The organism is Janibacter cremeus (genome assembly GCF_013409205.1).
In the GTDB taxonomy this organism is placed as follows: Bacteria; Actinomycetota; Actinomycetes; order Actinomycetales; family Dermatophilaceae; genus Janibacter; species Janibacter cremeus.
In genome coordinates this window covers 1-19,531 of the sequence record NZ_JACCAE010000001.1, presented here as the reverse complement: position 1 = coordinate 19,531, position 19,531 = coordinate 1, and the positions used below count along the sequence as shown (strand labels likewise).

Genomic DNA, 19,531 nt, shown 5'->3' with positions numbered 1-19,531 from the left:
TTGGTACGTTTGCTCACCAGTGTACGACTCGGGGTTTCGTCGCCCTGCACGGTTCTCAGGTCCGGTACGCAGCCAGTGCGGACCGGGCGTGTGCGGCCACGGAGGACCGCAGCGACGCGGGCTCGAGGACCTCGACGCCGCCTCCCAGACGCAGCACGAGACGCTGCATGAACCCCTCGGTGCTCGAGGGCATGGTCACCAGGAGGTGATCACCGTCCGGCGTGCGATCGGTGACCGGGTAGTACTCGGCGACCCAGTGCGCGCCCGGTGCCAGACGCACCAGGACCGCCACGTCCTCGGCGCCACCTTGGTAGACGCCGGTACGCAGGTCGCGGCCGGCGAGCCCCTCGGGTGGGTCGGCGGGCACGTCGAGGACGTCGACTGCCTCGATGCGGTCGATCCGGAAGAGGCGCAGGTCCCGGGCACGGTGGCACCAGCCCTCGAGGTACCAGTGCCCCTCGACCCGGGCCAGTCGCATCGGGTCCACGTCGCGCTCGGTGCGCTCATCCCGGCTGGGCACGTGGTAGCCCAGGTGCACCCGACGGCCGGCGGCCAGGGCGTCACGCAGGTCCGCGAGCACGTGACCCGCCTGCGTGTCGTCCTCGACGACGAGGACGCGGTCGACGCCAGGGATGGCCCCGGCCGCACCCTCGAGCTTGCTCAGGGCGCGCTCCACGGCGCTGGACTCCCCCGCGCCGGATGCGGCCAGGGAGCGCAGGCCGACGATGAGCGAGGTGGCCTCGTCGACGGTCAGGCGAAGGGGGCGGGAGATCGCGTCCGCGTTGCTGACAAAGACGCGTCCACCCTCGTAGCTGGCTTCGATGAGCTCGTCCGGCATCGGTCCGTACCCGCACATGAAGAGCAGGTCGAGATCGGCGCGCAACTGCTTCTCGGTGATGCCGAGTCCCGCCGCGGCGCGCTCGATCTCGATCCCCTGGCGGCTGGCGAGCCAGGGGACCATCGTCAGCAGACGCTCGACACGGTTGGTGGCCGATTCCACGGGCTGGCGGGTCATGCCGGGGCCTCCTGGTGTGCGCTGACGACGGCCTCGAGCCGGTCGATGACGGCAGCGCGCAGCGCAGTGGGCTCCTCGACGACGACGTCGGGGCCGTGGCTGGCGATCTCGGCGGCGAAGGCGGTCGGGTCACCGTGGTCGACGTCGACCCGGTCCCACTGCTCGTCGATGTCGGCCACGGCAGTGGCGCGACGGCGCAGCACGTGCCCGGTCCCGACACGGACCCGCAGCACAGCAGCGCTCGAGGGTGGTTCCCTGCCGTCGGTCGCCGCGATCATCGAGACGGGGTCGAGGTCCTCGGGCACGACCTGTGTGGCCGACTCACCCGTGGTGGTCACCGTGGAGGTCACGCGCGAGAGCCGGAAGACGCGCGACGCCGCCCGGTCGAGGTCGTGACCGACGAGGTACCACCGGCCGTGCCATGCAGTCAGGTACCAGGGCTCGACGTGTCGGGGACCGGGCTTCCCCTCCCCCGCGCGGGCATAGTCGAAGCGGACGGTGGCCGCCGTCAGGACGGCGTCCTTGAGCGGCTCGAAGGCACTCTCGCCACTGCCGAGGTGCGGCTCCAGGCCGATGAAGGGGTCCTCGCTCAGCTCGTCACCGGCAGCGACCTTGCGCCACGCCGTCGCAGCCGTCCCGGCCATCGCCGCGTGCGCCCACGCGCGGCTCGCGAGGCCCACCACCGCCAGTTCCTGCGCAGTGAGCTCGATCGGCGGCAGGTCGTAGTCCCGACGGTCGATCCGGTAGCCCAGCTCGTCCTCGAAGACCCCGATCTCCTCGGTGACCAGCGGGATCCCCATGGCGCGCAGGTCGTCCTTGTCCCGCTCGAACATGCGGTCGAAGGCCTCGTCGGACTCGACGCTGCGGTAGGCCTCGACCAGCTGACGGATCCGCTGCTTGGGCAGGGGGATCCGAGATGACAACAGGCTCATCGTCAGGTTCAGCAGGCGCTCGGCCTTGGCCTTGGGTGTGTTGGGTGCCGCCACATCCGCTCCCTTCGTCACGGCGAGGCTAACCTGCCGGGGTGCTCGTCGACGCGAAGGGCCGCGGCGCAGGAACGTGTCCTGATCGCCGCGGCCCGTCGTCGACCGTCATCCGGCCGGGTGTGTCAGGTCCTCAGCCGGCCTTCACCAGGTCGACGACGAAGATCAGGGTTTCGCCGCCCTTGATGACGTTGCCGGCGCCCTGGTCGCCGTACCCGAGGTGGGGAGGGATGGTGATCCTGCGTCGACCACCTTCCTTCATGCCGATCAGGCCCTGGTCCCAGCCCTGGATGACCTGCCCGACGCCGGCGGTGAAGGCCAGCGGCGCGCCACGGTTCCAGGAGGCGTCGAACTCCTCGCCGGTCGAGTGGGCGACGCCGACGTAGTGCGCCTGGATCGGCGAGCCGGGGGTCACCTCTGCGCCGTCGCCGACGGCGATGTCCTCGACGACGAGGTCGCTGGGTGGGGTGTCACCGGGGAAGTCGATCTCCGGCTTGGTGGTGTTCGGGTCGAACGGCATGTGGATCTCCTTGGTGTCGGGGTGGTCGGGGTGGTCGGGGTGGTCGTGGCTTCGAGGCTACGGCCGCGGACGGCCTGCGCACCTCAGCCACCGGTGGTTGAGGTGCGGGCCCGCACTGCGGGCGATGCCTTGAGACCTCAGGGAGCGCCGAGGACGTCGACGGTGAAGACGAGCGTGGAGCCGCCCTCGATCGACCCGTCCGGAGTGCCCTCCTTGCCGTAGCCCTCCTTCGGCGGGACCACCACGAGCAGGCGGTCACCGACCTTCGCGCCCTCCACGGCCTTGTCCCAGCCGGGGATGACGGCGTTCTGGCCGACCGGGAAGGCGAACGGGCCGCGTCCGTCCTTCATGGACGAGTCGAAGACCTTGCCGTCCTCCCAGGTCACACCGGTGTAGGAGACATAGACGTAGTCGTCCTTCTTGATCTTCTCGCCGTCACCCTCGATGAGCTTCTCCACGACGAGCTTCTTCGGCGGGTCCTCGCCCTTGGGGACGGTGATGTCGGCGGGTGCGTCCGGCTTCCAGTCGACCTTCGGCAGACCGGCCTGCGGCTCGACCTCCTTGCCCTGCGCCTTCGTCGGAAGCTGGCCACGCACGTCGTAGACGAGAACGAGGTTGTCCTTGCCGTCGATGCCCAGCTGCGGGGCGCCCTCCTCTCCGAAGAGGTCCTCGGGCGTGAGCACGGCGACGCCGCTGGATCCGATCGGCTGGCTCTTGATGGCCTTGACGAGCCCGGGCAGGGACTGCTTGTTGCCCAGGTCGAGGACGATCGGCGAGCTGGTGTACGTCTCCGAACCGTCGATGGCCTTGCCGTCCTTGGCAGAGAACATCGCGAGGTCGACCGTGGCGTAGGCGTCGTCCGGCAGGTCCTTGCCGTCGCCCTCGTCCAGGATCGTGCGGGTGGTCTGGGAGACCTCGAGCGGCTTCTCGGGCAGCTCCACGGAGGGGCCCTTCTTGCCCTCGGCCTGGGTGACCTCGATCTCCTCGACCTTGTCGAGGTCCTCCTCCTTCGGCTCCGCGAGGGTGGGCGTCGCGTCCTTGGAGTCGGACGCCGACTCGCTGGACCCCTTGTCCGACGAGTCGCTCTCGGAGTCACCGCCACAGGCGGTCAGCAGCATCAGCGATGCGAGCGATGCCGCAACGGCGGTGGTCAAGCGGGGACGGGCCTTCGGCACGATCAACCTCATCGATGGGTGTAGGAAATGGTCCGCGGACACCCTAACCAGCGATTCTGGGTGTCCGCTGACCCAAGGGTGTGCATCGGCCGCTATGTGCCGACCATCATGTCGATGAGTCGCTGGACCCGTTCGTCGACACTACGGAAGGGATCCTTGCACAGCACGGTGCGCTGCGCCTCGTCGTTGACCTTCAGGTGCACCCAGTCGACCGTGACGTCGCGTGAGTGCTCCCGCGCGGTGCGCACGAAGTCCCCGCGCAGCTTGGCACGCGTCGTCTGCGGCGGGGTGTCCATGGCCGCCACGATCTCCTCGTCCGTGACGACCCGCGCGATCCGTCCGGCCCGCTGGAGCACGTGGTGCACGCCCCGAGCCGGGTCGATGTCGTGGTAGGCGAGATCGAGCTGGGCCAGTCGCGGGTCGTCCAGGTCGAGCCCGTGCCGGGTGGCGTACGCATCGAGCAGGCGGTACTTGATCACCCAGTCGATCTCCGTGTCGACGAGCGAGAGATCGTCGGTCTCGACGGCCTGCAACGTGCGTTCCCACAGGTCGAGGACCTGCGTGGTCAGGTCGTCGTCGATGCCCTCGCGCGCGGCGTACTCGGTGGCCCTGGCCAGGTACTCGACCTGGATCTCCAGCGCGCTCATCCGGCGGCCGTCGGCCAGGGCCACCGGAGTGCGCCCCGTCCGGTCGAGGCTGATGTCGCGGATCGCCCGGATCGGGTTCTCCAGGGTCATGTCCGGCATGGCGACGCCGTCCTCGAGCATGCGCAGCACGAGGTGGGCCGACCCGACCTTCAGCAGCGTCGTGGTCTCGGTCATCGTCGAGTCGCCGACGATGACGTGCATGCGTCGGTAGAGCTCGGCATCGGCGTGCGGCTCGTCGCGGGTGTTGATGATCGGCCGCGATCGGGTGGTCGCCGAGGAGACGCCCTCCCAGATGTGGTCGGCCCGCTGGCTCACCGAGAAGGTGGTTCCCCGGGTGCCCTGCATCAGCTTGCCGGTGCCGGCGATCATCTGGCGGGTGATGAGGAAGGGCAGCAGACCCTCGGTCACCGCGGCGAAGTTGTCCGTGCGCGCGACGAGGAAGTTCTCGTGGCAGCCGTAGGAGTTGCCGGCGGAGTCGACGTTGTTCTTGAAGACGTAGATGTCACCGGCGACGCCCTCCTGCGCCAGTCGCGCCTGGGCGTCCTCGACGAGATCCTGCACGATTCGCTCCCCCGCCCGGTCGTGGGCGATGAGCGTGCGCAGGTCGTCGCACTCGGCAGTGGCGTACTCGGGGTGGCTGCCGACGTCGAGGTAGAGCCGGGAGCCATTGGGCAGGAAGACATTGCTCGACCGCCCCCAGGTGACCACCTTGCGGAAGAGGTACCGGGCGACCTCGTCCGGCGTCAGTCGTCGATGCCCGTCGGTGACGGCCGTGATCCCGAACTCGGTCTCGATGCCGAAGATGCGTCGCTCCACGTGTGCAGGCTAACCCTCGCGCAGGGCCGGCCCGGTGAGCCGGCGGAAGCACCGGCGCGGCCGGTCACGCTCGAGCACGGCGACCTCGAGTGCATCGAGCGGGATCCGCGGGCCCGTCCCCTCCCCTTCGCCGTGGATGGAGAGCACCTCCACGGCCACGTCGAACGCCTCGGTCAGCGACATCCCGTTGTGCCAGCGGGAGCGCAACGTCTCGTTGAGCTGCTCGCTGGCACCGCCGATGACCACGCACCCGGCCTCGTCGGAGACGGACCCGTCGTAGGTCAGTCGGTAGATCCGGTCGCGCTCGGGACTGCCCCCGACCTCGGCGACCACGATCTCGACCTCGTAGGGCTTCTGGTCCTCGGTGAAGACCGTGCCCAGGGTCTGGGCGTAGGCATTGGCCAGACCCCGTGCGGTGACGTCGGAACGGTCGTAGGAGTAGCCGCGCAGGTCGGCGTAGCGGATACCGGCGACGCGGAGGTTCTCGAACTCGTTGTACTTGCCGACCGCAGCGAAGCCGAGGCGGTCGTAGATCTCGCTGACCTTGTTCAGCGACCGGCTGCTCGGGTTGTCGGCGACGAAGAGGATGCCCCCGTCGTAGGCGAGGACCACGACCGAGCGACCGCGGGCGATCCCGGCCCGGGCGAAGTCCGCCCGGTCCTTCATCACCTGCTCGGGTGAGACGTAGAAGGGGGGTTGGCTCACCGGGCACCTCCCGGGTTGTCGCGGCGGGTCTCCAGCACGGTCGCGACCGCGCCCTCGAGGACCACCTCGTCCAGGAAAGTCACCCCGTCGGCACCCACCATGCCGACGGTCGGCCAGATGCGTCGGTGCACGTCCGGTCCCCCGGTCGCGGAGTCGTCGTCGGCGGCGTCGTAGAGCGCTTCGACGGCGACGCGCACCGCCTCGTCACGCCCCATGTCGGGACGCCAGAGCTTCTTCAACGCACCACGCGCGAAGGCCGCTCCCGAACCGACGCTGTGGTGGCGGTGCTCCTCGTAGCACCCCCCGGTCACGTCGTAGGAGAAGATCCGACCGGTGCCGGCCACGGCGTCGTACCCGCCGAAGGCCGGGACGACGGCCAGCCCCTGCATCGCCAGGCCGAGGTTGCTGCGCAGCATCGCGGCCAAGCGGTTGGCCTTGCCCTCGAGGGACATATGCGTGCCCTCGATCTTCTCGTAGTGCTCCAGCTCGACCTGGAACAACCGCACCATCTCGATCGCCACCCCCGCCGTGCCGGCGATGCCGACGAGCGAGAGGTCGTCGGCGGCGAAGACCTTGTCCATGTCCCGGTTGGCGATGACATTGCCCAACGTGGCGCGTCGGTCACCCGCCATCAGGACACCCTCGGGCCAGGCCAGGCTGACGATCGTCGTGCCGTGGGGCGCCTCCAGCGCCGGCGTGCTGGGTAACGGACGCCGGCCGGGCAGCAGCTGCGGCTCGTGCCTCCCGACGAACTCCGTGAAGGAGGCACCTCCGGCGGTCATGAAGGCCTCCGGCAGGCGCCCGTGGGACAGCGTCGGACTCACTGGCCACCCTTCTGGACGAAGCCCTTGACGAATTCCTCGGCGTTGGACTCCAGGACGCCGTCGATCTCGTCGAGCACCGAGTCGACGTCCTCGTCACGAGCGGCGTTCTGCGCCGCCACCTGGGTCCCCTCGTCGACGGGCTCCTCGTCACCCCCACCGGAACGCTCGGGACGGATCTGCTCCTGCGCCATGACTGCTCCTTCTCGTCGTGGCCGGCCGCTGCCGGCACCCGGTCCCTACGAGCCTATGCCCCGAGCCCGACCACGAGGTCGTCGACGTCTCCGGTGGACAGCAGCGACTCGGTCTCGTCGCGGCCGTGGGCGAGCGGGTCCAGCATCGACACCCGGGCGATCCGACCGGCCCGCGGCAGACGGAGCACGAGACTGTCCCACGACGCGGAAATGACGTGCTGCCCAAGGCGCTCGACGACACCTCCACGCAGCCATGCGCGGGTGTCGGCAGGCGGGGTGGAGACCGCTGCTCGGACCTCCTCGTCGCTGGTCAGTCGGGTGATCCGGCCGGCCTCCTCGAGTTTGTGGAAGATGCCCTTCTCAGGGCGCACGTCGGAGAACTGGATGTCGATCGCCGTCAGCCTGGGGTCCGTCCACTCCATGCCGTCCCGATGGCGGTAGCGCTCGAGCAGGTTGAGCTTGGCGACCCAGTCGATGTCGGCCGTCGCGTCCATCGGGTCGTGTGCGAGGAGCCCGAGGAGCCGTTCCCAGTGGGCGAGTACCTCGTCGGTCGCCGGGTCGCTCCCTTCGCGCTCGACGAAGGCGGTGGCCATCTCGAGGTACTCGGTGAGGATCTGTACCGCCGTGAGGTCCCGTCCGTCGCGCATCCGCACCGTCGCCGTGCAGGTGGGGTCGTGGGAGATGACCTTCAGTGCCTCGACCGGGTGGAGCACCTCGAGCCCACGGTCGAACGCGTCCGCCTCGATGAGGGAGAGCACGAGCGAGGTGGAGCCGGTCTTGACCAGGTTGGCCACGTCCGCCTGGTTGGCGTCGCCGATGATCACGTGCAGCCGGCGCCAGATGTCGGGATCGGCGTGCGGCTCGTCGCGGGTGTTGATGATCGGGCGCTTGAAGGTCGTCTCCAGCCCGACCGACGCCTCGAAGAAGTCACTGCGGGAGGAGATCTGGTACCCGGCGTGCTCGCTCTCCTGGCCGATCCCGACCCGTCCCGCACCGCACATGACCTGGCGGGCGACGAAGAAGGGGGTCAGCCCGGCGACGATCCGCTCGAAGGGAGTCCTGCGGGTGACCAGGAAGTTCTCGTGCGTGCCGTACGAGGAGCCCTTGCCGTCGGTGTTGTTCTTGTACAGGTTGATACCGGGCGGGGTGGCGGCCAGTCGTTGCACGACCTCGCGCATGACCAGCTCCCCCGCGCGGTCCCACACGACGGCGTCCCGCGGGGAGGTGACCTCCGGGCTGGAGTACTCGGGGTGTGCGTGGTCGACGTACAGGCGGGCCCCGTTGGCGAGCACGACGTTGGCCAGCGTGGGGTCCTCGATGTCCGTCAGCTGGGACAGGTCGGCCCGGGACCGGGGTACCTCGAAGCCGCGGGCGTCGATGAGCGGGTGCTCGTCGCTGTAGTCCCATGCGCCGTGTGCGGCCCGCAACCCGTGTGCCCGCGCATAGGTGGTGACGACGTCGCCGGAGGCGGCCATCGGATTGGCCTGCGGCTCCCCCGGCACGGAGATCCCGTACTCGGTCTCGACACCCATGACCCGTCGCACACTCATGGCCACAGGGTAGGCGCCCCCACCCCGTGGTCGAAGGGGCAGCGTGTTGAATGGGGCCGTGGACGATCAGACGTGGATGCCCATGGGCACGAGGATCCTCGACTTCCTCACTCGCTTCGCGGTCACCGCCGACGAGATGACCGCGGATCGGCTCTCCAGAATGCGCAGCGCGGTGCCGATGCGAGCGCCCTACACCTGGGTCGTCGGGGCACCGCATCGTGGCGTGCGCAGCGAGGACCGCTGGATCACCGTGCGCGACGGCCACGAGCTGAAGGTGCGCGTCCACCGACCCGCGTCGGCCGAGCGGCTGCCGCTCCTCCTGCACTTCCACGGGGGCGGCTTCGTCATCGGCCACATCGGCATCTACGACCCCTACCTCACCCGGATCGCCGCAGCGGCCCGGGCCGTCGTCGTCACGGTCGCCTACCGGATGGCGCCCGAGCACCGGGGGCCGCAGGCCGCCCTCGACTGCCGTGACGCCACCACCTGGGCCCTGGAGCATGCCGAGGAGATCGGCGCCCGCACCGACGCAGTCGGCGTCACCGGGGACTCGGCCGGCGGCAACCTCGCGGCCGGGATCGCCCAGCACCTGCGCGACGATGCCTTCGTGGGGCTGCGCCACCAGGCCCTCGTCTACCCCGCTCCCGACCTGACCGAGCGCGAGCTGGCGGACCTGCAGTCGCTCGACCGGCGCTACCCGATCCTGACCCCTGCCATGCTGCGCAGCTTCCGGAGTCTCTACCTCGGCGACGACGCGGACGCCCACGACCCGCTCATCTCCCCCGCCCACGGCGACCTCACCGACCTGCCGCCGGCGCTGGTGCAGACGGCCGAGCTGGACCCCCTTCGCCCGGACGGGGAAACGTACGTCGACGCCCTGCGCACGGCCGGGGTCGAGGTACGGCACACGAACTACCGTGGTGCGCCGCACGGTTTCCTCAACTTCCCGGGGCTCGCCCCCGCGGCGGAGCCCGCACTCCAGGAGCTCGTGGGCGAGCTGCGACACCATCTGCACGTGGAGGATCGATGAAGCGTCCCTACCCCGGCCTCGCCCCGATGGTGGGCCTGCTGACCACCGTGCTCGACACCGTCGGGCGGGTCTCGATCGTCGACGCCACCATCGAGGACATCAAGCGGTCCCGGGCTCAGGTCTACCCGACCTCACCCCCCTTCGCCTGGATCACCGGCCGGGTCCGTGCGGACGTGACGGTCGACGAAGGGAGCGCCCCCGCGCGTGATGGGGCGACCATCCCCCTTCGCTGGTACACACCGTCCGGAGCGCGCTCACAACGACCACTCGTCGTCTACTTCCACGGTGGCGGCTGGGTGCAGGGATCCACGCGGATGTACGACCCGCTGTGCAGCCACCTCGCGGCCGAACTCGACGCCGTGGTGGTCAGCGTCGATTACCGGATGGCGCCGGAGCACCGCGCGCCGACGGCGGCGCACGACGCGATCGACGTCACGCGGTGGCTGCACGAGCACGCCGACCACGGGGTCGACCGGGACCGGATCGCCCTGTGTGGCGACTCCGCCGGAGGCAACCTCTCGGCTGTCGTCGCCCAGCAGCTGCGCGACCTGCGCACCGGTGACGGCGAGCCGGTCATCCGCCACCAGGCGCTGATCTACCCGGCGACGGACATGACCATGGCCTCCCCGTCGATCGCGGAGCACTCGCAGGGGGCGATCCTCACGCAGGCCAAGATCATCGCCTTCCGAGCCCTCTACATCGGGGACGCCGACGAGGCGGTGGACTACACCGACCCCCTCGTCTCACCGCTGTTCGGAGAGGTTGCCTCGGTGGCGCCGGCTCTGGTGCAGACTGCCGACCTGGACCCGATCCGCGACGACGGACTGCGCTACGGCCAGACCCTGCGCCGGGCCGGGGTCCCGGTGCGCGTGACGAACTACGTCGGGTTGCCGCACGGGTTCGCCAACTTCCCCGGGATCGCACGCTCGGGAGCACAGCACCGCGAGGAGCTCGTCCGCGAGCTGCACCGACACCTGGTCGAGGAGGTCTGACCGATGACTCCACCCGGGCCGGCACTCCGGTCGCCCGGCACCCGTACCGTCGTCGCTCTCGGGATCGACGTCGTGATCATCGCGGTGTTCACGCTCCTGGGACGTCGCACCCACGACGAGGCGCTCGACCCGGCCGGGTGGTGGCACACCGCCTGGCCGTTCCTCGTCGGGTTGGTCCTCGGCTGGGCGCTCGTCGTGGTCATCCGGCGCACGTGGCCGCTCCGGTGGGTCGACGGCGTGCCCGTGTGGTTGGCCACCCTCGTGACGGGCATGCTCCTGCGGGCCGCGAGCGGTCAGGGGACGGCCGCGCCCTTCGTCGTCGTCGCGACGCTCTTCCTGGCGGCCACGCTGATCGGCTGGCGGCTCGTGGCCGGACGACTCGCAAGGACCTGAGTCGTCACGACGGGGACCGCGGGTCAGAGGTACTGGCCGGTGCGGTGCCCCGTGTCGATCGAGCGGCCCGGCTCGGCGCCCCCGGACTTGCCACCGATGAGCGTGCGCACGTAGACGATCCGCTCGCCCTTCTTGCCCGAGATCTTCGCCCAGTCATCCGGGTTCGTCGTGTTGGGCAGGTCCTCGTTCTCCTTGAACTCCGCCACGCAGGCGTCGAGCAGGTGCCCGACGCGCAGGCCCTCGGTGCCCGTGGTGAGGAAGTCCTTGATCGCGGCCTTCTTCGCCCGGTCGACGATGTTCTGGATCATCGCGCCGGAGTTGAAGTCCTTGAAGTAGAGGACCTCCTTGTCGCCTCCGGCGTAGGTGACCTCGAGGAACTGGTTCTCGTCGGACTCGGCATACATCCGTTCGACGACCGCGTCGATCATCTCCGAGACCGTCGCCGCGGGATTGCCGTCGTGCTCCCCGAGGTCCTCCGGGTGCAACGGCAGGTCCGCGGTGAGGTACTTGCTGAAGATGTCGCGTGCGCCCTCGACGTCAGGGCGGTCGATCTTGATCTTCACGTCCAGGCGACCGGGACGCAGGATCGCCGGGTCGATCATGTCCTCCCGGTTCGTCGCGCCGATGACGATGACGTTGTCCAGACCCTCGACACCGTCGATCTCCGCGAGCAGCTGCGGCACGATCGTCGTCTCCACGTCCGAGGAGACACCCGACCCGCGGGTGCGGAAGAGAGAGTCCATCTCGTCGAAGAAGACGACGACCGGGGTCCCGTCGCTCGACTTCTCACGGGCGCGGTGGAAGATCAACCGGATGTGCCGCTCCGTCTCGCCGACGTACTTGTTGAGCAGCTCCGGGCCCTTGATGTTGAGGAAGTAGGCCGTGGCGCTCTCCTGCCCCGTGCGCTCGGCGACCTTGCGGGCGAGCGAGGAGGCGACGGCCTTGGCGATCATCGTCTTGCCGTTGCCGGGCGGGCCGTAGAGAAGCACACCCTTGGGCGCCTTGAGCTGGTGGCGCTCGTAGAGGTCGGCGTGCAGGTACGGAAGCTCCACGCTGTCGCGGATCGCTTCGATCTGCGTCGTCAGGCCACCGATGTCGTCATAACCCAGGTCCGGGACCTCCTCGAGGACCAGGTCGGCGACCTCGGCGCGCGGGATGCGCTCGACGGCGATGTTGCTGCGCTGGTCGACGAGCACGGCGTCCCCGACGCGCACCTGCTTCTCGGTCACCCGGCCGCCGCGCCGCACGACCCGCTCCTCGTCCTGGCGCATGATCACCAGCAGTCGGTCATCGTCGAGGACCTCCTTGACGACCACGACCTCGCCGGCGACGTCCTCACCGTGGACCGAGACGACGTTCATCGCCTCGTTGAGCCGCACCTCGCGGCCGACCCCCAGCTCCGCGACGTCCACGGCCGGGCTGACCGCAACATGCATCTTGCGGCCACCACTGAGCACGTCGACGGCCTGGTCCTGCGCGTGCACATCGACGATGACGGCGTAGGACGCGGGCGGCTGCGCCAGCCGCTCCAGCTCCTCGCGGAGGGTGACGAGCTCCTGCCGGGCGTCCTTGAGGGTGCGCACGAGCCGCTCGTTCTGCGAGGCGACGGTCGCCGACTGCGACTTCTGCCGCGCGAGGTCCGCACGCAGGTCACGCAGCTCACGATCGTGCTGGGGGGTCGGTTCTTCTGTCATCGACGTCTGCTCCCTTCCCGCCGGGTGAGGCGGTCTCCTGCCCAGTCTCCCCCGATCGCTCACCGAGGCGAAGGGGGGACCACTCCTCGGGCGAGCTTGCGCATCCGCTTCGCGGAGGCGACCCGCTCGCCGAGCGCCTCGGAGGTCCACTCGGCATCGTCCGTGCCCGGGGGCGCCTCCGCGGCAGTGACGTCAGTCCCCTTCGAGGCTTCTTCGTCCGCGGCCTCCTCCTGCGCGGCGTAGCCACGCCCCGGCCGGCGCTTGCGCGGCGGCGGGGTGACGCCCGGTGCGAGCCGGCGCGTGGAGATGAGGAACCCGGTGTGCCCGTGCATGCGGTGCTGCGGACGCACGGCGAGCCCCTCGAGGTGCCATCCGCGCACGAGCGACTCCCAGGCCTGCGGCTCGGTGAAGGTGCCGAAGTCGCGCATGGCCTCTCCGACCTTGCTCAGCTGCGTCGCGGTCGCGACGTAGCAGATGAGCACGCCACCGGGCGCCAACGCGTCGGCGACGACCTCGAGGCACTCCCACGGGGCGAGCATGTCCAGCACGACCCGGTCGACGCTGCCCGGCTCGACCGCGTCGGGCAGCGACTCGACGAGGTCCCCGACGGTCACGGTCCACGCGGGGTGGTCCTCGCCGAAGAAGGCGTGCGCATTCGCCCTGGCGATCGTCGCGAAGTCCTCACGACGCTCGAAGGAGTGCACCCGGCCGGTGTCACCGACGGCACGCAGCAGCGACATCGACAGGGCACCCGAACCGACCCCCGCCTCCACGACGCTCGCGCCGGGGAAGACGTCTGCCATCTGGATGACCTGGCCCGCGTCCTTGGGGTAGACGACCGCAGCGCCGCGTGGCATCGACATGACGTAGTCGGACAGCAGCGGACGCAGGACCAGGTACTGGGTCCCGGCGGTGTTCGTCACCGTCGAGCCGTCCGGCTCCCCGATGAGGTCGTCGTGCTTGACGTGGCCGCGGTGGGTGTGGAACTGCTTCCCCGGCGTGAGCGTGATGGTGTGCATCCGCCCCTTCGGGTCGGTCAGCTGCACCCGGTCCCCCTCACGGAAGGGACCACGACGATAGGCAGATCCGGTGGCACTCATGGGGGCCGAGTCTAGTTGCGCGAGAGTGCGGCATTGACCCGCGCCGCCCGGGCGACCGCGTGCAGTCGCCCGCCCGAGGTCACCGCGACGATCGACGAGCCCGAGGACTGGAAGGCGCGCACGAGGTCCAGTGCCTCGCTCCCCACTCGCAGCTCGGTGGTCCACGCCGCGGGCGCGGGGGTGGTCACCGCCGAGACCGGGGTGCTCGCCACGGCGTCCGGGGGTACGGAGCGCAGCGCGTCGTGGTCGATCAGGCCGATCGGCCGGCCGGCGTCGTCGACGACCACCGGCAGGGCGCGAAGGGAGGTCAGCTCGGTCAGCGGCCGGTCGCCCCCGATGGCGGCGGCCGGCTCGAGGACGGCCGCCACGTCCAGGCCACGCAGGGTGCCCAGAGCCTGCCCCTGGGCGATGGCGCTCGTCGCCCCGGACCACAGGAAGGCACCGATGAGGGCGGTCCACAGGGTGATCGACAGGTCCGGCGTCGCGCCGCGCGCCAGGGGGACGCCGATGATCGCCACGACGATGAGCACGACCAGCACCCGACCGGCCCAGCCGGCGATGACTCTGGCGCGCGACTGGTCTCCCGTGGCCGCCCAGATCAGCGACTCCACGACCTGGCCGCCGTCGAGCGGCAGTCCCGGTAGGAGGTTGAAGAGCGCCAGGGCGCCGTTGACGAAGGCCACGCCGCTCAGGAGGCTCACCGTGACCTCCGACCCGGAGACCACCACTCCGCCGAAGGCGAGTGCCGCGATGACCCCGTTGGTCAGTGGGCCGACGATCGCGATCGTCGCCGCGCTCCAGGCCGTGCCGTGGGAGGCGTCGAAGGCGGTGTGCCCACCCCACAGGTCAGCGACCACCCGGTGCACCTTGTGCCCGAAGGCCCGCGCCGCGACCGCGTGCGCAGCCTCGTGGGCCAGCACGCTCAGCAGCAGGGCCAGCGCGTAGACGGCCGCGATGGAGTACCCGGTGACACTCCCGAACCGCGCGGCGGTGCCCGGTCCGATGAGCACGATGATGATCACGCCCAGCAGCAGCCACGACCACCCGAGGTAGATGGGAACCGAGGCGATCGTGGCCAGACGGATCCCACGCGGGGGCGGTTCGATCGGCTCGGCCATGGCCCTGACCCTAGGCGAGCGACCGGCATGCGGATAATGGAAGGTCCCCCACCCTTTCGATGACAGGATCTCTCCGGTGAATGACACCGCCCTTCGTCCCGACGCCACCGAGTCCCTGCAGGAGGCCATGCGCGAGCAGGTCCTGCTCATGGACGGCGGCATGGGAACGATGCTCCAGCAGCAGGGCCTGTCGGAGGCCGAGTTCCGGGGGGAGCGCTTCGCCGACTGGACCAGCGACGTGCGCGGCAACAACGACCTCCTCTCGCTCACCCAGCCGGCCATCGTGAAGGACCTGCACCGTCAGTACCTCGACGCCGGTGCCGACCTGATCGAGACCAACACCTTCAACGCCCAGCGGATCTCCCTGGCCGACTACGGCATGGAGGACCTGGCCCACGAGATCAACGTCGCCGCCGCACGCCTGGCGAGGGAGGCCGCCGACGAGGTGATGGCCGGCGACCCCTCGCGCCCGCGTTACGTCCTCGGAGCGATGGGACCGACTGTGCGCACCGCCTCGATCTCCCCCGACGTCAACGACCCGGCCCACCGCAACATCACCTTCACCCAGCTCGTGGCGGCCTACCACGAGCAGGCCCTGGGCCTCGTCGAGGGCGGCGCCGACGTGCTGCTCATCGAGACGATCTTCGACACGCTCAATGCCAAGGCCGCGATCTTCGCGATCGAGACCCTGTTCGAGGAGCAGGGGCGCCGGTGGCCGGTCATCGTCTCCGGCACGATCACCGACGCGTCGGGACGCACCCTGACCGGGCAGACCACCGAGGCCTTCTGGAACTCCATCCGGCACGCGCAGCCGGTGGCGGTGGGGCTCAACTGCGCCCTGGGGGCGCAGGAGATGCGCCAGTACCTCGTCGAGCTGGGCCGGGTCGCCGACACCTTCGTGTCCGCCTACCCCAACGCCGGGCTGCCCAATGCCTTCGGCGAGTACGACCAGGACCCGCAGTTCATGGCCGAGCTCGTCTCGGAGTTCGCCACCTCCGGGCTGGTCAACATCCTCGGGGGGTGCTGCGGCACCAGCCCGGAGCACGTCGCCGCCATCGCGGCCGGGATCGAGGGCGCCACTCCTCGGGTACCCGTCGAGGTCGAGCCGGCGCTGCGCCTGTCCGGGCTCGAGGCCTTCAACGTCACCAGCGACTCACTCTTCGTCAACATCGGGGAGCGCACCAACGTCACCGGGTCAGCACGCTTCCGCAAGCTCATCGAGGCCGACGACTACCCGAGTGCACTGTCGGTGGCCCGCCAGCAGGTCGAGAACGGCGCGCAGGCCATCGACATCAACATGGACGAGGGGATGCTCGACGGGGTGGCCGCGATGGGCACCTTCGTCAACCTCGTCTCCTCGGAGCCGGACATCTCGAAGGTCCCGCTGATGATCGACTCCTCGAAGTGGGAGGTCATCGAGACCGGACTGCAGCGCGCCCAGGGCAAGGCGATCGTCAACTCGATCTCGATGAAGGAGGGCGTCGAGCCCTTCGTCGAGCAGGCCCGGTTGTGCCGCAAGTACGGCGCCGCAGTCGTCGTCATGGGCTTCGACGAGGAGGGGCAGGCAGACAACCTGCAGCGCCGTCAGGAGATCGCCCAGCGGGCGTACACCATCCTCACGCAGGAGGTCGGGTTCCCCGCCGAGGACATCGTCTTCGACCCCAACATCTTTGCCCTGGCCACCGGTATCGAGGAGCACGCTGCCTACGGCACCGACTTCATCGAGGGCACCCGCTGGATCAAGGAGAACCTGCCGCACGTCCTCGTCTCCGGAGGCGTGTCCAACGTCTCCTTCAGCTTCCGCGGCAACAACGCCGTGCGCGAGGCCATCCACGCGGTCTTCCTGTACCACGCGATCCGTGCCGGCATGGACATGGGAATCGTCAACGCCGGAGCCCTCGTCCCCTACGACACGATCGACACCGAGCTGCGTGAGCGGATCGAGGACGTCGTCCTCAACCGTCGCGAGGACTCCACCGAGCGCCTGCTGGAGATCGCAGAGCAGTTCCGCGGTGACGGGCACAAGGCCGAGGAGGCCAATGAGGAGTGGCGCGAGCTCCCCCTTCGCGAACGCATCACGCACTCCCTCGTCAAGGGGATCGACGACCACGTGGTCGAGGACACCGAGGCCCTGCGCCAGGAGATCGACGACGAAGGCGGGCAGCCGATCGAGGTGATCGAGGGACCGCTCATGGACGGCATGGGGGTCGTCGGCGACCTCTTCGGCGCGGGCAGGATGTTCCTGCCCCAGGTGGTCAAGTCGGCCCGGGTGATGAAGAAGGCCGTGGCCCACCTCATCCCCTTCATCGAGGCATCGAAGAAACCCGGCGATGCGGACCGCTCGAACGGCATGGTCATCATGGCCACCGTCAAGGGTGACGTGCACGACATCGGCAAGAACATCGTCGGGGTCGTCCTGCAGTGCAACAACTACGACGTCATCGACCTCGGTGTCATGGTGCCGACGCAGAAGATCCTGGCGACCGCACGCGAGCACGACGCCGACATCATCGGCCTGTCCGGGCTGATCACGCCCTCGCTCGACGAGATGGTGGGTGTCGCCTCGGAGATGCAACGCCAGGGCTTCGACATCCCGCTGCTGATCGGCGGGGCGACCACCTCCCGGGCGCACACGGCGGTCAAGGTCGACCAGCAGTACGACGGGCCCGTCGTCTGGGTCAAGGACGCCTCCCGATCCGTCCCGGTCGTCAGCCAGCTGCTCTCGGAGAAGGGGAAGCAGGGGCTGCTCGACGACGTGGCCGCGGACTACGAGGCCCTGCGCAAGCGGCACGCGGCGAAGAACAACGACCGCCCGAAGTTGACCTACGAGCAGGCCTTGGAGGCACGCACCCCGATCGACTGGGGGCAGGAGCAGGCCCACCTGTCGGGGGCCTCCCCCTGCCGCGTGGTCTTCGAGGACTACGACCTGGCCGAGCTGCGCGAGTACTTCGACTGGCAGCCCTTCTTCAACGCCTGGGAGCTCAAGGGCTCCTTCCCCGACATCCTGAACAGCCCCACGACAGGTGAGGTGGCGCGCAAGCTCTACGACGAGGCGCAGGTGATGCTCGACCAGATCATCGAGGAGAAGTGGCTGACCGCCAAGGGGGTCATCGGTCTCTTCCCCGCGAACGCGGTGGGCGACGACATCGAGATCTACACCGACGAGTCCCGCTCCGAGGTCGCGCACACGCTGCACATGCTGCGCCAGCAGGGCAAGCACCGACCGGGCGTGCCCAACCGCAGCCTCGCCGACTTCGTCGCGCCCAAGGACACCGGCCTGAAGGACTGGATCGGGGCCTTCGCCGTCACCGGTGGTCTCGGCGCTGCGGACAAGATCGCGGAGTTCAAGGCCGACCACGACGACTACAACGCGATCCTCCTCGAGGCGTTGGCCGACCGCTTCGCCGAGGCCTTCGCCGAGCGGCTCCACGAGCGGGTGCGAAAGGAGTACTGGGGCTATGCGGCGGACGAGGACCTGGACAACGCTGCCCTGATCAAGGAGCGGTACGCCGGCATCCGACCGGCGCCGGGATACCCGGCCTGTCCGGACCACACGGAGAAGCAGACGCTGTGGCAGCTTCTCGACGTCGACGAGATCGGCATCGAGCTGACCGAGGGGATGGCCATGTGGCCGGGTGCAGCCGTCTCCGGCTGGTACTTCGGGCACCCCGACAGCCAGTACTTCGTCGTCGGTCGCGTGGCGAAGGACCAGGTCGAGGACTACGCCCGGCGCAAGGGCTGGACCATGCGTGAGGCCGAGCGCTGGTTGGGTCCCAACCTCGGGTACGCGCCGGAGTGACCCCGAGCATTTCTCCGTCGCGGGCGGCCGATTTCAAGCAGTGCCCGCTGAAGTACCGCTTCCGCACGATCGACCGGCTCCAGGAGGCGCCGTCACCGGCAGCGGTGCGCGGGACGCTCGTGCATGCCGTGCTCGAGGACATCTTCGATCTGCCTGCCGCCGAGCGCACGCCGGAGGCCGCCCGGGAGCTCGTACCCGGCCGCTGGGACGCCCTCGTCGAGGAGCGTCCGGAGCTGGCCGAGATGCTCGCTGCGGACGAGTCGCTGACTCTGGAGTCGTGGTTCGCCCAGGCCGGAAGGCTCACCGACCGCTGGTTCACCGTCGAGGACCCCTCTCGGCTCGAGCCGGCAGACCGTGAGCTGAAGGTCGAGGTCGAGGTCGACGGGCTGGTCCTGCGCGGGGTCATCGACCGCGTCGACGTGGCACCGGAGGGGCAGGTACGGGTCGTGGACTACAAGACGGGGCGCACGCCCGGACCCGGCTTCGAGGGCAAGGCCCTGTTCCAGATGAAGTTCTACGGCCTGGTCATGTGGCGTCGCACCGGCCGGGTGCCGGACCTGCTGCAGCTGGTCTACCTCAAGGACGGCACGATCATCCGGTACGCGCCGGACGAAGAGGATCTGCTCGCGCTGGAGCGGAACGTGCAGGCCGTGTGGGCGGCCATCGCCCGCGCCACGGTGGAGGGCGACTTTCGGCCGCGCCCGTCACGGCTGTGCTCGTGGTGCGACTTCAAGCCGCTCTGCCCCGCTTTCGGTGGCACCCCTCCCCCGCTCCCGGTGACCGACCCGCCCGACTGAACCGGCGGGCGCTGACGGCGCAGACCTATCGGTGGCGGCTCAGTCGTCGGGGAGCAGCTTGACGAGCCAGTGACCGCTCGAGCTGACCCGGATGATCTTGGCGTCTGCGGTCAGCTTCAGGGGCTGCTGCGTGCCGTTCGTCAGCGTGTGCAGGGTGGTGGCATCGGACCCTGTGCCCGTCG

17 protein-coding genes are annotated in these 19,531 nt (G+C 69.6%); 5 read left to right on the top strand and 12 right to left on the bottom strand.

What is annotated here, in order from left to right:
• Window positions 1-55: 55 nt before the first annotated feature.
• From BJY20_RS00090 to dop, 9 genes are all read right to left on the bottom strand, one after another.
• Entirely contained in the window at window positions 56-1,015 is a 960-nt protein-coding gene (locus tag BJY20_RS00090; protein ID WP_185989653.1) for a helix-turn-helix transcriptional regulator, read from the bottom strand.
• Window positions 1,012-2,001: a WYL domain-containing protein gene (locus tag BJY20_RS00085; protein ID WP_185989652.1), complete on the bottom strand. Its 990-nt coding sequence runs from the start codon at window positions 1,999-2,001 to the stop codon at window positions 1,012-1,014. Before BJY20_RS00085 ends, BJY20_RS00090 begins: the two co-directional genes overlap by 4 nt.
• A 130-nt stretch (window positions 2,002-2,131) precedes the next feature.
• Window positions 2,132-2,518, bottom strand: a complete 387-nt coding sequence (locus BJY20_RS00080) for an FKBP-type peptidyl-prolyl cis-trans isomerase (RefSeq protein ID WP_185989651.1) — start codon at window positions 2,516-2,518, stop codon at window positions 2,132-2,134.
• Between the two features lie 137 nt (window positions 2,519-2,655).
• Window positions 2,656-3,672, bottom strand: a complete 1,017-nt coding sequence (locus BJY20_RS00075) for an FKBP-type peptidyl-prolyl cis-trans isomerase (RefSeq protein ID WP_185989650.1) — start codon at window positions 3,670-3,672, stop codon at window positions 2,656-2,658.
• A gap of 113 nt (window positions 3,673-3,785) precedes the next feature.
• Complete coding sequence (gene pafA / locus BJY20_RS00070; RefSeq protein WP_185989649.1) at window positions 3,786-5,156, bottom strand: Pup--protein ligase; 1,371 nt, start codon at window positions 5,154-5,156, stop codon at window positions 3,786-3,788.
• A 9-nt stretch (window positions 5,157-5,165) separates the two neighbouring features.
• Complete coding sequence (gene prcA / locus BJY20_RS00065) at window positions 5,166-5,822, bottom strand: proteasome subunit alpha (protein ID WP_221935349.1); 657 nt, start codon at window positions 5,820-5,822, stop codon at window positions 5,166-5,168.
• A 35-nt stretch (window positions 5,823-5,857) separates the two neighbouring features.
• Window positions 5,858-6,685: a proteasome subunit beta gene (gene prcB / locus BJY20_RS00060; protein WP_425484097.1), complete on the bottom strand. Its 828-nt coding sequence runs from the start codon at window positions 6,683-6,685 to the stop codon at window positions 5,858-5,860.
• Window positions 6,682-6,876 carry a ubiquitin-like protein Pup gene (locus BJY20_RS00055; protein ID WP_185989647.1) on the bottom strand — a complete coding sequence of 65 codons (195 nt, stop codon included), beginning with the start codon at window positions 6,874-6,876 and terminating at the stop codon, window positions 6,682-6,684. Before BJY20_RS00055 ends, prcB begins: the two co-directional genes overlap by 4 nt.
• 53 nt (window positions 6,877-6,929) lie before the next feature.
• Entirely contained in the window at window positions 6,930-8,426 is a 1,497-nt protein-coding gene (gene dop, locus BJY20_RS00050) for a depupylase/deamidase Dop (RefSeq protein WP_185989646.1), read from the bottom strand.
• A 58-nt stretch (window positions 8,427-8,484) separates the two neighbouring features.
• On the opposite strand from dop, the gene BJY20_RS00045 reads away from it, so the two are divergent.
• Genes BJY20_RS00045 through BJY20_RS00035 form a run of 3 tightly spaced genes read left to right on the top strand, consistent with a single transcriptional unit; the run spans window position 8,485 to window position 10,841 of the window.
• Window positions 8,485-9,456, top strand: a complete 972-nt coding sequence (locus tag BJY20_RS00045) for an alpha/beta hydrolase fold domain-containing protein (protein ID WP_185989645.1) — start codon at window positions 8,485-8,487, stop codon at window positions 9,454-9,456.
• Window positions 9,453-10,448, top strand: a complete 996-nt coding sequence (locus BJY20_RS00040; protein WP_185989644.1) for an alpha/beta hydrolase — start codon at window positions 9,453-9,455, stop codon at window positions 10,446-10,448. The genes BJY20_RS00045 and BJY20_RS00040 overlap by 4 nt, the downstream gene beginning before the upstream one ends.
• A 3-nt stretch (window positions 10,449-10,451) precedes the next feature.
• Window positions 10,452-10,841, top strand: a complete 390-nt coding sequence (locus tag BJY20_RS00035; RefSeq protein ID WP_185989643.1) for a DUF3054 domain-containing protein — start codon at window positions 10,452-10,454, stop codon at window positions 10,839-10,841.
• A gap of 23 nt (window positions 10,842-10,864) precedes the next feature.
• On the opposite strand, the gene arc is transcribed toward BJY20_RS00035, so the two are convergent.
• The 3 genes from arc to BJY20_RS00020 are packed head-to-tail and all read right to left on the bottom strand — an operon-like array spanning window position 10,865 to window position 14,753.
• Window positions 10,865-12,535: a proteasome ATPase gene (gene arc, locus BJY20_RS00030; RefSeq protein ID WP_185989642.1), complete on the bottom strand. Its 1,671-nt coding sequence runs from the start codon at window positions 12,533-12,535 to the stop codon at window positions 10,865-10,867.
• 59 nt (window positions 12,536-12,594) lie between these two features.
• Window positions 12,595-13,635, bottom strand: coding sequence for a tRNA (adenine-N1)-methyltransferase (locus BJY20_RS00025; protein WP_185989641.1), 1,041 nt, complete (start codon window positions 13,633-13,635; stop codon window positions 12,595-12,597).
• 11 nt (window positions 13,636-13,646) lie between these two features.
• Window positions 13,647-14,753 carry a site-2 protease family protein gene (locus BJY20_RS00020; RefSeq protein WP_185989640.1) on the bottom strand — a complete coding sequence of 369 codons (1,107 nt, stop codon included), beginning with the start codon at window positions 14,751-14,753 and terminating at the stop codon, window positions 13,647-13,649.
• 127 nt (window positions 14,754-14,880) lie between these two features.
• On the opposite strand from BJY20_RS00020, the gene metH reads away from it, so the two are divergent.
• Window positions 14,881-18,552: a methionine synthase gene (gene metH, locus BJY20_RS00015; protein ID WP_185992374.1), complete on the top strand. Its 3,672-nt coding sequence runs from the start codon at window positions 14,881-14,883 to the stop codon at window positions 18,550-18,552.
• The gene (locus BJY20_RS00010; protein ID WP_185989639.1) at window positions 18,549-19,349 is read left to right on the top strand and encodes a PD-(D/E)XK nuclease family protein; all 801 of its coding nucleotides are present in this window, start codon (window positions 18,549-18,551) and stop codon (window positions 19,347-19,349) included. Before metH ends, BJY20_RS00010 begins: the two co-directional genes overlap by 4 nt.
• Window positions 19,350-19,531 lie beyond the last annotated feature (182 nt).

What these genes read in the sequence shown, in the direction of transcription:
- BJY20_RS00090 (WP_185989653.1), bottom strand. Translation starts at nt 1,015, where the DNA reads ATGACCCGCCAGCCCGTGGAATCGGCCACCAACCGTGTCGAGCGTCTG.
- BJY20_RS00080 (WP_185989651.1), bottom strand. Translation starts at nt 2,518, where the DNA reads ATGCCGTTCGACCCGAACACCACCAAGCCGGAGATCGACTTCCCCGGT.
- prcA (WP_221935349.1), bottom strand. Translation starts at nt 5,822, where the DNA reads ATGAAGGACCGGGCGGACTTCGCCCGGGCCGGGATCGCCCGCGGTCGC.
- BJY20_RS00055 (WP_185989647.1), bottom strand. Translation starts at nt 6,876, where the DNA reads ATGGCGCAGGAGCAGATCCGTCCCGAGCGTTCCGGTGGGGGTGACGAG.
- dop (WP_185989646.1), bottom strand. Translation starts at nt 8,426, where the DNA reads ATGAGTGTGCGACGGGTCATGGGTGTCGAGACCGAGTACGGGATCTCC.
- BJY20_RS00040 (WP_185989644.1), top strand. Translation starts at nt 9,453, where the DNA reads ATGAAGCGTCCCTACCCCGGCCTCGCCCCGATGGTGGGCCTGCTGACC.
- BJY20_RS00035 (WP_185989643.1), top strand. Translation starts at nt 10,452, where the DNA reads ATGACTCCACCCGGGCCGGCACTCCGGTCGCCCGGCACCCGTACCGTC.
- arc (WP_185989642.1), bottom strand. Translation starts at nt 12,535, where the DNA reads ATGACAGAAGAACCGACCCCCCAGCACGATCGTGAGCTGCGTGACCTG.
- BJY20_RS00025 (WP_185989641.1), bottom strand. Translation starts at nt 13,635, where the DNA reads ATGAGTGCCACCGGATCTGCCTATCGTCGTGGTCCCTTCCGTGAGGGG.
- BJY20_RS00020 (WP_185989640.1), bottom strand. Translation starts at nt 14,753, where the DNA reads ATGGCCGAGCCGATCGAACCGCCCCCGCGTGGGATCCGTCTGGCCACG.
- metH (WP_185992374.1), top strand. Translation starts at nt 14,881, where the DNA reads ATGCGCGAGCAGGTCCTGCTCATGGACGGCGGCATGGGAACGATGCTC.